This window comes from Sphingosinicella xenopeptidilytica (genome assembly GCF_042676985.1).
GTDB classification, from domain to species: Bacteria; Pseudomonadota; Alphaproteobacteria; order Sphingomonadales; family Sphingomonadaceae; genus Sphingosinicella; species Sphingosinicella xenopeptidilytica.
Map to the genome: position 1 here is coordinate 286857 of NZ_JBHTIK010000002.1, position 11736 is coordinate 298592.

The window sequence follows — 11736 nt, forward strand, 5'->3', positions numbered from 1 at the left end:
ATCCTTTCCGATTTCCCGGCCTATGTAGTGCGCTTCAGGCCGTGAGCCAATCGGCGAGCGGTTGCCAGAGCTGCGCGCGCGCGTTCGATCCCACCATCATCCCCACGTGCCCGGCATCGATCAGCCGCGTTTCGCCGAACGGCTCCACCGCGATGGCGGGCACCAGCCGGTCGGTGCGCGAAACGATGTTGAGCGTCGGCTTGCGCGGCGGGGGCACGATTTCGCCGCCCACGCGCCATCCACCTTCGATCGGCACGTTGGCGCCGAAGAAGTCCTCGAAGCATTCGCGCGCGGCGGGGATGGTGAGCGTGGGGCCGGTATTCGCCCAGTCCTCGACCGCGACGAACAGCCGCGCCTCCTCGGAGGCCGGATCAAGGCGCCCGAAGCGCTCATACTTGGCCACTGCGCCCGCGGGATCGAGCGACCAGAACGCAGGCTGGATCAGGTCCATCGGTATCCCGCCGAGCGCGGGGAGGGAAGGGGCGAGGCTGCGCCAGTAGGAGAGCAAGTCCTGCCGCCGCGCTGCCGGATAGCCCGCGAAATCCCACGGCGCGGCGATCGTCGCCACGCGCCGCACCAGCGGATGCGATGCGGCGGCGAGCGTCATCGTACCGCCGAGGCAATAGCCCACGAGATCAAGCGGTTCGCCCACGCTGTCGAGCAGCGGCCGCAGCCGCTGTGTCACGTACCCGCCCACGGAGAGCCCGGCCTCCGCCGCGCCGGGCGACTGCCAGTCGACGAGCAGCGGCCGCACACCCCGACCCGCGAGATACCGCAGCAGCGAGCGCTCTACCGTCAGGTCGAGCACGTTGGCCGTGTTGATCAGCGACGGCACGAACACGACGGGTCGGCCGCTGCCGCCGTAATCGCGCAGCACCGCGCTCCCCGACGATGCGATCACCGGCATCTCCGGCAGGTCGCGCCGCCAGCCGGACTGCTGGTAGGCGTTGAGCGCGGCGAGAAAGCGTTCCATGCGCGCCCGATCCTCGCCGATCGCCTGCCGGGCGTGATCCAGGAACAGCGGCAGCGGATGCGGGCCGCGCGGGGCGCCCGATGCTGCGTGTTGCTGCGCAGCATCGCCGCGTGCTATGGCTTTCGCACCCGCAGCATCGAGGTCGTTCATGTCCGACGAAGAAACCAAATCCGACCCGATCATCATCAAGAAATACGCCAACCGCCGTCTCTATAACACCGGCTCGTCGAGCTACATCACGCTCGATCACCTCGGCGAGATGACGCGTGCGGGCGTGGACTTCAAGGTCGTCGATGCAAAGTCGGGGGACGACATCACGCGCTCCGTCCTCACGCAGATCATCATGGAAGAGGAAAACCGCGGCCAGACCATGCTGCCGACGCCGTTCCTCCGCCAGCTCATCGCGATGTACGGCGATTCGATGCAATCGATGGTGCCGCCCTATCTCGAAGCCTCGATGGCGGCGCTGCGGCGCAATCAGGAACAGTTCCGCAAATCGATGGCGGGCGCGTTCAACCCGTTCGAGGCGATCGCCAAGCAGAACATGGCGATGTTCGAGGCGGCCGCCAGCATGATGTCGGGCAAAAATCCGGAAGGCGCCTCGCCTGCCGACGAAGCCTCCGAACTTGCCGATCTCAAGCGCGAGATGGCCGAGCTGCAGGCGAAACTGGACAAGCTCGGCAAGAATTAAAGGGAAGGGGCGTCAGCGCCCCATCGCGAGGAACTTCGCGCGCCGGTCGTCGCGCACGGCGTCGGTGCCCATGCCGTCCATCGTCGAGAGCTGCGTCTCGACCGCATCGCCCAGCATCTTGATCGCCGCCTGCGGGCTTCTGTGTGCGCCGCCCACGGGCTCGGGCACGATCACGTCGATCAGGTTCAGCGCCTTCAGATCCTGCGCGGTCTGCTTCATCGCCGCTGCCGCATCCGCCGCCTTGTCTGATGTACGCCACAGGATCGAAGCACAGCCTTCGGGCGAGATCACTGCATAGACGGAATGTTCGAGCATGATGATCCGGTTCGCGGTCGCCAGCGCCACAGCACCGCCCGATCCGCCTTCGCCGACGATCGCGGCGACCATCGGCGTGCCGAGCTTCAGGCAGGCTTCTGTGGAACGCGCGATGGCTTCCGCCTGTCCGCGCTCCTCGGCGTGGATGCCGGGAAACGCGCCCGAGGTGTCGACGAAGCTGATCACGGGCAGCCCGAAGCGGTCCGCCATTTCCATCAGGCGCACGGCCTTGCGGTAGCCTTCGGGCTTCGCCATGCCGAAATTGTGCTTGAGGCGGCTCGCCGTGTCGGAGCCTTTCTCGTGCCCCATCACCATCACCGGCCGGCCCCGGAAGCGCCCAGGTCCGCCGATGATCGCGCAGTCCTCGCCGAACTTGCGGTCGCCCGCGAGCGGCGTGAAGTCGGTGATGAGCGCGGAGGTGATGTCTTTCAGGTGCGGCCGCGCCGGGTGGCGCGCCACCTGCGTCTTCTGCCACGGCGTCAGCTTCGCGTAGATCGCCTTCAGCTGCGCTTCGACCTTGGCTTCCAGCTTCTTCACCTCGGCGTCGATGTTGACCGCGCCTTCGCCGGCCGACGCCTTCAGTTCCTTGATGCGCGTCTCCAGTTCGGCGACGGGCTTCTCGAATTCGAGATACGTAATCATCGCCCCCGCCTAATCGTCTTGGCCCGTGCCCGCAAGCGGATGCGCGCGGTTGACGAGTTCGACGAGGTGCGCGGACTGCACGTGCGTATAGATCTGCGTCGTCGCGATGTCGGCGTGGCCCAGCATCGATTGCAGCGCGCGAAGGTCCGCGCCGCCCTCCAGCAGATGCGTCGCGAAGGCGTGGCGCAACACGTGCGGGGAGACGCGCAGCGGCGAGATTCCGGCCGCCGCCGCCAGCGTCTTCACGATCTGGAACAGCCGCACGCGCGACATGTGCGTATTGCCGGAGGGGAACAGGTATTTCTCGCCCGGCGCCAGCGTCGCCGCCCACGCCGCCACGGCTTCGCCGGCGCGCGAGGACACCGGCACCATGCGTTCCTTGTCGCCCTTGCCCTTCAGCACCGCATAGGGCGTGCCCGGCTTGATCGCCGCGCGCGGCAGCGAGACGAGTTCGGTCGCGCGCAGCCCCGATCCATAGAGCAGTTCGATCAGCGCCTTCAGCCGCAGCCCCGCCGGGCCTGACGCAGCCTCCTCCTCGACGACGGCGAAGATTCGGTCCACTTCCTCGCGCGACAGCGTCTTCGGCAGCGGCCGGCCCTTTGTGGGAGACGCGAGGTCGCCCGCCGGATTGTCGGCGCGCAGCCCTTCGGAAACGAGGAACGCGAAGAAGCGCCGTACCGCGGAAAGCTTGCGCGCAAGGCTCGTTGCCGCAAGATCGCGCCATTCGTGGATCAGCCGTTCGAGCGTCCGCGCGTCAGCGGCGGCAAGCCCGCCCGAAAGCGCCTCGCTCGCCTGCGCAAGGTCGCGGCCATAGGCGGCGATGGTGTTCGCCGCCGCGCCGCGCTCGGCGGCCATCATGTCGAGGAACAGCGCGATCGCGCGGGCGTCGTCCGGGAGGCTCAACTCCGCGTCACCGCCTCGATCGCCATCATCCGCGCCTCGCGCGTGAACCCCGCGCGATTGAGCGCCCCGACGACGACCGAAAGCTGCGCCGGGGATACGCCCGCCCAGCTCGATTGCAGGCCGACCCCGGCCAGGATCGCCACTTCGCCGCGCCGCTTTTCCACCGCCGCCGCCGCGATCCGCCGCGTATAGCGATTGTCGAGCGCCTTGACGCCGAAGTCTTCGGCAAGGCCGCTCCAGTCGCCCTTGGGGTCGAGCGCCTGCATCGCGGCGGCGAACATCGCGGCCTTGCGATCACCGCGCTTGCCCGAAAGCGATCCGTGCCACGCGCGCGCCTCGCCGACGTCGCCGTTCGCGATTTTCCCGGTGCGGTCGGCGAGCGCGAGATACGGCCACGCTGCGCGCCGCGCGTCCTCCGGCCCGTCCGCCAGCACCGGCCACCACTTCAGCGCCTCGCGCACATAGCCGGCCGAGAGCATCGATTCGATGAGGCCGGGCGCATCGTCGGCCTGTGCGGCTGCGGGCGGAATGCGCGCGGCGGCGGCGGCGGTGCGCACGAGTGCACCATAGCGTTCCTGCGGTGTTTCAGCCGCCCGCCAGATACGCTGCATCGCGGCGATACGCTCTTCGGCGTTGCGACCCGCATACGCGGCACGGATATCGGCGATCGCGTCTTCGCCCTCCGCGCCCGGCTCGATCGCGGCGATGCGCGCGGCGGCGATCGCGGCGAGTTCACGCGCCGAAGCGATGCCGTAGGCAGCGGCGATCGGCGCCGCGTTCGAGCGCTCGGCGATCGAAAGCCCCGGCGCACGCATCATCCACCCGGAAAGCGCCACCGACGGATGCGCCAGCAGCGTTTCGGGAATCTCGATCCCCGCAGCCGTCGCCAGCCCGAAACGGTATGCGCTGAGGGACTTCGCCTCGTCCCAATCGACATTGGCGCCGCGGCCTTCGCCCGTCACCACGGTCGCCGCGCGCTCGGCGAGCACGATGTCGATCATCGGCATGGCGCGGCGCGCGCGCAGCCGGTCGAACTGCGCGGCGGCGGTGATGTCGTCGCCTTCAAGCCCTGCGCAGATCGCGTTCGCGGCTTCCCAGAACGGCAACTTCGAAAACGCCTTCGCATTCGGCGCGAGCGGGCAGAGCGCCGGCAGGTCCCCGGCGGCGAGGTGCACCTGGCTCGCCACGGCGTAGAGCCTCGGCGTGTAGCGATCGAGCGGCAGCGCATCGACGAGCAGCTTGGCACCGTCCACCTCGCCCATGCGCAGCAGCAGCAGCGCGCGTTCGGCGAGCCAATCGGCCGGGCGTACCCCCTGCGGCGTCGGCACGTGCGAAAGCAGCGCACGGCGCAGCACGATATGGCCCCAGCGCGATGCGATCGGCGGCTTGGTGCGCTGCAGAAGCCCGTTCAGGAACCGCCCATCGCTGTTCTGGAATGCGCCGACGCCGTATCCGCCGAGCCGCGCGGTCAGCGGCCCCGCGACATCAAAGTTGCCCGCGCGCGCCGGGCCGGCGAAGGGATCGGCGGCAACCGGCGTTGCTGGTGCAGGCGTACCGGGAAGCCCCGGTACAGGCACGCCCTCAGCCGTGGCGGCTGGCGCCTCGTCCGTGTCGGGCCCAGTGGGTGCCACAGGCCGCGGCGCCGGGGGCGGCGCTTCGGGCGGCGGCGCGCCGAACACGTCAGGCAGCAGCGACTTCGGGGCATCCTGTCCGGATGCCGCCGTTGCTATCAAGAGCGCGGCAAGGGCGGTGCTAGAGACCCAGCGTTTCATTCGAAACCGGTTGCTCCACGCGCTCAGTCGTGTGCGGAATATCGACGAACATCAGCACAACGCCGCCGATGACGACGACGGCGAGGATGATGACAAACAGCCAGAATAACAGGCGGGACAATCGCATCTCCGGAGCAATCGCGTTGGTTTCGGTCCGCTGCAAGCGCAGGCACGGCGGAGCGCGCTTGGCCTTCGGCGAGGCGCCTGTGTATAGCGAGTGCGATGAACGCTTGCGAACCAAAAAACGCCTCCCCACCGCCTGTTCGCCGCAGGCGTGGTGTCAGCCGTTCCGTCGTGCTGGTGGGGCTGATGGGCGCAGGGAAAACCACGATCGGGCGCCGCCTTGCGAAGCGGCTCGGCCTTGAATTCGTGGATGCCGACGAGGCGATCGAGGAGGCTGCGGGCCTTACGGTTTCGGAGATTTTCGCGCGTTATGGTGAGGCGCATTTCCGCGAAGGCGAACGCCGTGTGATCGCGCGCCTCATCTCCGGTATGCCCAAGGTGATCGCCACCGGCGGCGGCGCGTTCGTCGATCCCGAAACGCGCGCGCGCGTGCTTGAAAGCGCCATCGCGGTCTGGCTTGATGCCGATATCGAGACGCTTGTTGAGCGGGTGGCGAAGCGGGATCATCGCCCGCTGCTCAAGGACAAGGATGCCGGGCAGGTGCTTCGCGATCTCGCTGCCGTGCGCAATCCATTTTACGCCGAGGCGCCGATCCGCATCTCGAGCCAGCCGGCGCCGCATCATGTCGCCGTCGATGCTATTGTGGCGGAGCTCCGCCGTCTGGGGGAAACCGCGTGAAGGAAATCGTTCGGGTCGAGCTTGGCGCGCGCGCCTACGATATCGTCATTGCGACGGGCATCCTCGCCGAAGCGGGGCGCGAGATCGCGCTGCCGAAGAGTGGGCGTCCGCAACTCGTCATCACTGACGAGACCGTTGCCGCCGCACACCTCGAAAAGTTGGCTTCCGCGCTCGGCCGCCCGATCGATCCCGTGATCTTCCCGGCAGGCGAGGCGACCAAGAACTGGTGCTCGCTGGAAACGCTCGTCGAGCGCATCCTCGCGGCTGGTGTCGAGCGTGGCGATGCCGTCATCGCCTTCGGCGGCGGCGTCATCGGCGATCTCACCGGCTTTGCCGCCGCCGTCGCGCGGCGCGGCTGCGAATTCGTGCAGATCCCGACCACACTTCTGGCGCAGGTCGATTCGTCGGTCGGCGGCAAGACGGCGATCAACGCGGCGGCGGGCAAGAACCTCGTCGGCGCCTTCCACCAGCCCTCGCGCGTGCTCATCGATCCCGAGCTTCTCGACACGCTCGGCCCCCGGGAGATGCGCGCAGGCTATGCCGAGGTCGTCAAATACGGCCTCCTCGGCGACGCGGCGTTCTTCGCGTGGTGCGAGGCAAACGGCACCGCGCTCCTCGCCGGAGACCGCGCCGCGCAGGTCCACGCCATCGCGCACAGCTGCCGCATGAAGGCGGCGATCGTCGCGGAGGACGAGCGCGAGACGAGCGGCCGCCGCGCGCTCCTCAACCTCGGCCACACCTTCGGCCATGCGTTCGAGGCCGAAACCGGCTTCTCCGATCGCCTGCTCCACGGCGAGGGCGTCGCGATGGGCATGGTCATGGCCTTCGCCTTCTCAGCGCATCGGGGCCTGTGCAGCGCCGAAGACGCCGCCCGTGCCGAGGCGCACCTCGCCGCATCAGGATTGCCTGTCAGCCCGGCGGGCTTCGGCTTCAACGTCGAAGCCCTCGTCCACCACATGCAGCAGGACAAGAAAGCCGCAGGCGGCACCACCCCCTTCGTCCTCGCCCGCGCGATCGGCGACGCCTATCTCGACAAGACCGTGGCGCTCGCAGACGTCGCGACCTTCCTCGCGTCGAGGCTCTGAGCCTTCCTTTTCTCGTCATCCCGGCGTAGGCCGGGATCCATAACCAGCGTCGCATGGATACCGGCCTTCGCCGGTATGACGAATGGATAAAGACGCTTCCGAAATAGGATTGCCCATGCAAGGCAGGGCCGCTGCTCTTTGAAGCGCGCGGCGGGCTGCGCGCATGGAAATCGTCAACATCGAACGCGCAGAGTGCCGGCGCGCACGAAACGCGCGCAAACTCACGCACGCCCGCGCGGGGTATGTCTCAACTTCATCAATTTCTCTGGAAATCCGGGCCTCAGCGGCGCACCGGAGCGACCACCCCAGCCGCTCCCGTCCTATTTTACAAGCCCGGTCACGCGATGCGGTTTGTGCCCGGCCGCACCAACGCGCTGTGCGTCGCCGCAATCGCCGTCGATCGTGCCCGGATCGTTTCGAGGAAATGCCAGTCGCACTGCGCAGCGTCGGGCGTCAGCGACAGCGTCATGTAGCCCCGGTGCTGGGTTTCACACCATTTGAGCTCGGGATTCGCGCCAACCAGCGCTTGTGCCACCTGCTTCGGGTCCGCCCCGCGCATGTAGCTCTCCATTCCGGGCGAAGTGACGCCCTGAACGCCGAACTCCACGCCCGCCGGCTTGCCGCCGTTCGCGAGGTCGTAAGCCCACGCGTTGTGGCTGTCCCCGGCGAGGTTCAGCAGGTTCGCCCCGGCCGCCTGCGCTGCGCCGAGGTAGCGCGCCCGCGCCGCCGGATAGCCGCCCCACGAATCGAAGTTGAACGGCAGCCCCACTTTTCCGGCGAGCACGCCCGCCTGAAAACGCTGCTTCACATAGTCGGGCGGCGTGCCGCCGAGCCATGAGGCGTCGGCATCCACGGGGGTCTTCGTTTCGCCCGCGAGGATCTGCTGCGCCACCACCTGCCAGCGCGTACCGCCTTTCACGGAACGGCTGAGCGTATCCGCAAGAAACGCCTCCTGCGGCGCGCCGAGCATCTGCCGCGCGGGGTCTGCCCACACGGTATCGCGGAACGCGGCGAGCGCTTTCGCCGGGTCGTCGGCGAGCTTGAAGGCGTCCGCGAGTTCCGGCTGCTTGTCGCGGCCCTCGGCGCGCGTATCGAGCCGGATCAGCGTTGCGAGGTCGCCGATCTCATAGGCCTTGTAGGGTTCGTCAGACATCGGCAGCCAATGCCGGTACGCCGCCTTCGCCGCCGCCTTGCGCGTCTCCCACGGACCTTCGGTCGCTGGCTGGTGGTTCTGCGCGCCGTCCTTCCACGTGTCGTTCGCGAACTCGTGGTCGTCCCAGATCGAGATCATCGGGAAGCGCTGGTGCAGCGCCTGCAGGTCCTGATCGCGGCGGTAAGTGGCGTAGCGTGCGTGGTAGTCGGCGGGCGTCACGATCTCGTTCGCTGGTTCAAGAATGCGCCCGGGCATGGCGTCGGCGGTACTCGGGTAGGTGCCGCGGCCATATTCGTAGATGTAGTCGCCGAGGTGGACGAGGAGGTCGATGTCCTGCCGCTCCGCCGCGTGGGCATAGGCGTTGAACAGGCCGAACGGCAGGTTGGAGCAGGAGAAGACCGCGATGTTGAAGCGTCCCAAGCGCCCCGCCGGCAGCGTCCGCGTCCGGCCCGTGGGTGAGGTTTCGCCCGACGCCGTGCGGAAGCGGTAGTAATACCAGCGTCCCGGCTCCAGCCCTTCGGCGCGGGCACGGGCGCAGTAATCGGTCGAAGCCGCCGCCGCCGTTTCGCTCCGCGTCACGATCCGCGTGAAGCCCGCGTCTTCGGCGACCTCGGCGGTGAGCGCCGCTGCGTCTCCGGCGGGCACATAGCGTGTCCACAGCAGCACATTGGTCTGCGACGGCTCGCCGCTCGCGACACTGTGCGTGAAACCCCGGTTCAGCGCGGTCGCCCATGCGCGGCCGGGGATGGTGGCGAGACCGGCGAGACCAGCACCGAAAAGATCGCGGCGGCGGAGGTTGATGCTCATGGTGGCCTTTCAGGGTAGCGTTCGGCAGCCTGTTAGGCCCGGAATGTGACACTGAGATCACGCGCCCCAAACCCCAAAACCTGCCAGCTTTGCATTGCGCGCCGGCTGGGGCACACTTGGTGAAAGGCTGAACAATGCCGGGGAGACGATCATGGCCACCGCGATCCAGATGCCGTCGGTGCAGAGCAAGGTTTCGGACGAGGAGTGGAGCGCCCGCGTCGATCTCGCGGCGGCATACCGCCTCGTCGCGCACTACGGGTGGGACGACCTCATCTTCACGCACCTCTCGGTGCGCGTGCCGGGGCCGGAGCATCACTTTCTCATAAACCCGTACAACCTGATGTTCGAGGAGATCACCGCGTCGAGCCTCGTGAAGATCGACGTGCACGGCAACGCCATCGGCGAGACGCCCTACGTCACCAATCCAGCGGGCTTCACCATCCACTCCGCGATCCACATGGCGCGCGAGGATGCGAAGGCCGTCGTCCACCTGCACACGCCTTATGGTCAGGCGGTTTCGGCGATGGATTTCGGCCTGCTGCCGCACACGCAGACCGCGATGGTCGCGCAGCACGACGTCGCCTATCACGACTATGAAGGTATCGCGACCGACCTTGATGAGCGCGAGCGGCTGGTCGCGGACATGGGTACGAAGAACGCCATGATCCTGCGCAACCACGGCACGCTCACCGTGGGCGAGACCGTGGCGGACGCGTTCATGCGCATGTATTTTCTGGAGCGCGCCTGCGAAGCGCAGGTCCACATGCTCGCTGCCGGGCGCGAAAACCTGAATACGCCGCCGCAGGGCACGCCCGAAAAGGTGAAGGACCAGTCGAGCGGGCAGGGGATGATGCTCCTCAACAAGATGCTCGCATGGCCCGCACTGCTTCGGAAGCTGGACCGTATCGACCCCTCGTTCCGTAACTGACCGAGCGCCGTTGAACGCGAGCGCACCGCCCAATAAGGTGCGCGGCCAATGGATAATCTCACACACGCACTCGCCGGATGGGCGCTCGGCGAAGCGGGGCTGAAACGCAGGACGGGGCTTGGTGTCGCCACGCTCGTCATTGCAGCGAACCTGCCCGACATCGATGTGATCGGCGTCGCGTTTGGCGAGAACCTTGCATTTCGGCGCGGCATCACGCACGGGCCGCTGGCGTGGGCGATCATGATTCCCGGCCTCGGCCTCGCGATGCAGGCATTCGATCGCTGGCAGGGGCGACGCGGAACCCGGCCGGAAAGCCGGCTGCCGGTGCATCTCGGCTGGCTCTTCGTGCTCTCGGCGATCGGCGTGCTCTCGCATCCGGCGCTCGATTTCCTGAACGTCTACGGCATCCGCCTGCTGATGCCGTTTTCCGAGCGCTGGTTCTACGGCGACACGCTGTTCATTATCGACCTGTGGGTCTGGCTTGCGCTCGGCCTCGGTGTGTTCCTTGCCCGCCGCCGAAAGCGCGAGGGTCCGGCGCGTGCGGCACTTGCTGTCGTGGCGGCCTATATCGGTCTGATGGGCTACGGCAGCCACGTCGCGGAGGTGAAAACGGCCGAAGCCGCGGATGCCGCGGGCTATGGAAAGCCGCAACAGGTCGTGGCGAACACACCGCCGATCAACCCGTTCCGGCGCCAGATGATCTACGACGTGGGAGGCCGCTACGGCTACGGTGAGGCGAGCCTGCTCCCGCCGCACCTGTCTCTGCAGGCGCCGTTCGCGACGCACATGGACGACCCGGCCATCCCGGCTGCTGCCGCGCAAAGCAAGGAAATCGCCGACTTCCTCTACTGGTCGCGCCTGCCGTTCGCCGAGGTGACGCGGGAAAGCGGTGCCGCCCGCATTGTGCTCAACGACGCGCGTTTCATGGAAAGTCGAGGCCCAGCCTTGTTCCGCGTCGAAGCGACCGTGCAGGAGCCGGCGCAATGAACGAACTTCCTCCGGTCGTGCTCGGTCCCGTCGTGCTCTGGGCGGATCTTGCCGGGATTTTCGTTTCCGCGCTTGGCGGCGCGCTGCTCGCTGTGCGGCACAAGCTCGATGTGTTTGGGGTGTTCGTACTGGCAATTGTCACCGGCCTCGCGGGCGGCATGGCACGCGACATGCTCATCGGCGCGACCCCCGTTGCGGCGTTGGCGAATCCCTTATACCTGCCCTCCGCGCTGGCGGCCGCGACCGTGGTGTTCTTCGGGCACCGCCTGATCGAACGGGCGAGCCAGCCCGTGATGTTGTTCGATGCGATGGCGCTCGGCTTCTTCGCCGTCGCCGGTGCGCGCAAGGCGCTTACCTACGGTATCGATCCGCTCCCCGCGGTGCTGCTCGGCGTGCTCACAGCCGTTGGTGGCGGCGCGCTCCGCGACGTCCTCCTCGCAGAGGTGCCACGCGTGCTCAAGGTCGGCGAACTCTATGCGCTCGCGGCAATGCTCGGCGCTGCGGTCGTCGTCGTGGGTGACGCGCTCGGCCTGCCGTCGGCCCCCGTGGGCATTGTGGGCGCGTTGGCGACATTCGCATTGCGGATGGTCAGCGTCCGCTTCGGGGTAACGGCGCCGCGCGCACCTGGAAGTGAGTGAGCGCGCCACGGCAAACGTGTCCTTAACCATTTAAGCTCTAA

The 11736-nt window shown here is 67.6% G+C and carries 12 protein-coding genes; 6 read left to right on the forward strand and 6 right to left on the reverse strand.

The window, feature by feature from the left end; genetic code table 11:
• Positions 1-34: 34 nt before the first annotated feature.
• Entirely contained in the window at positions 35-1123 is a 1089-nt protein-coding gene (locus ACFQ00_RS04240; RefSeq protein WP_381486674.1) for an alpha/beta hydrolase, read from the reverse strand.
• On the opposite strand from ACFQ00_RS04240, the gene phaR reads away from it, so the two are divergent.
• A complete protein-coding gene (phaR, locus tag ACFQ00_RS04245) occupies positions 1122-1664 on the forward strand; it encodes a polyhydroxyalkanoate synthesis repressor PhaR (protein WP_381486677.1) in 543 nt (180 codons plus the stop codon). The two genes, ACFQ00_RS04240 and phaR, sit on opposite strands and share 2 nt — an antisense overlap.
• Positions 1665-1676: 12 nt before the next feature.
• On the opposite strand, the gene ACFQ00_RS04250 is transcribed toward phaR, so the two are convergent.
• Genes ACFQ00_RS04250 through ACFQ00_RS04265 form a run of 4 tightly spaced genes read right to left on the reverse strand, consistent with a single transcriptional unit; the run spans position 1677 to position 5417 of the window.
• Complete coding sequence (locus tag ACFQ00_RS04250) at positions 1677-2621, reverse strand: acetyl-CoA carboxylase carboxyltransferase subunit alpha (protein ID WP_381486679.1); 945 nt, start codon at positions 2619-2621, stop codon at positions 1677-1679.
• Between the two features lie 9 nt (positions 2622-2630).
• A complete protein-coding gene (locus tag ACFQ00_RS04255) occupies positions 2631-3479 on the reverse strand; it encodes a tyrosine recombinase (RefSeq protein ID WP_381487840.1) in 849 nt (282 codons plus the stop codon).
• Between the two features lie 41 nt (positions 3480-3520).
• A complete protein-coding gene (locus ACFQ00_RS04260; RefSeq protein ID WP_381486682.1) occupies positions 3521-5296 on the reverse strand; it encodes a hypothetical protein in 1776 nt (591 codons plus the stop codon).
• Entirely contained in the window at positions 5277-5417 is a 141-nt protein-coding gene (locus tag ACFQ00_RS04265) for a hypothetical protein (RefSeq protein WP_381486685.1), read from the reverse strand. The genes ACFQ00_RS04260 and ACFQ00_RS04265 overlap by 20 nt, the downstream gene beginning before the upstream one ends.
• Before the next feature lie 101 nt (positions 5418-5518).
• On the opposite strand from ACFQ00_RS04265, the gene ACFQ00_RS04270 reads away from it, so the two are divergent.
• Entirely contained in the window at positions 5519-6097 is a 579-nt protein-coding gene (locus ACFQ00_RS04270; RefSeq protein ID WP_381486688.1) for a shikimate kinase, read from the forward strand.
• Positions 6094-7182 (forward strand): 3-dehydroquinate synthase, encoded by a 1089-nt coding sequence (gene aroB, locus ACFQ00_RS04275; RefSeq protein WP_381486691.1) that lies wholly within the window; start codon positions 6094-6096, stop codon positions 7180-7182. The genes ACFQ00_RS04270 and aroB overlap by 4 nt, the downstream gene beginning before the upstream one ends.
• A 337-nt stretch (positions 7183-7519) precedes the next feature.
• Here aroB and ACFQ00_RS04280 read toward each other — a convergent pair whose 3' ends face one another.
• Complete coding sequence (locus ACFQ00_RS04280; protein ID WP_381486694.1) at positions 7520-9142, reverse strand: alkaline phosphatase D family protein; 1623 nt, start codon at positions 9140-9142, stop codon at positions 7520-7522.
• Between the two features lie 151 nt (positions 9143-9293).
• On the opposite strand from ACFQ00_RS04280, the gene ACFQ00_RS04285 reads away from it, so the two are divergent.
• Genes ACFQ00_RS04285 through ACFQ00_RS04295 form a run of 3 tightly spaced genes read left to right on the forward strand, consistent with a single transcriptional unit; the run spans position 9294 to position 11695 of the window.
• The gene (locus ACFQ00_RS04285; RefSeq protein ID WP_381486697.1) at positions 9294-10070 is read left to right on the forward strand and encodes a class II aldolase/adducin family protein; all 777 of its coding nucleotides are present in this window, start codon (positions 9294-9296) and stop codon (positions 10068-10070) included.
• A gap of 48 nt (positions 10071-10118) precedes the next feature.
• Positions 10119-11057, forward strand: a complete 939-nt coding sequence (locus ACFQ00_RS04290) for a metal-dependent hydrolase (RefSeq protein ID WP_381486702.1) — start codon at positions 10119-10121, stop codon at positions 11055-11057.
• Positions 11054-11695: a trimeric intracellular cation channel family protein gene (locus ACFQ00_RS04295; protein WP_381486705.1), complete on the forward strand. Its 642-nt coding sequence runs from the start codon at positions 11054-11056 to the stop codon at positions 11693-11695. Before ACFQ00_RS04290 ends, ACFQ00_RS04295 begins: the two co-directional genes overlap by 4 nt.
• The last annotated feature ends 41 nt before the right edge of the window (positions 11696-11736 follow it).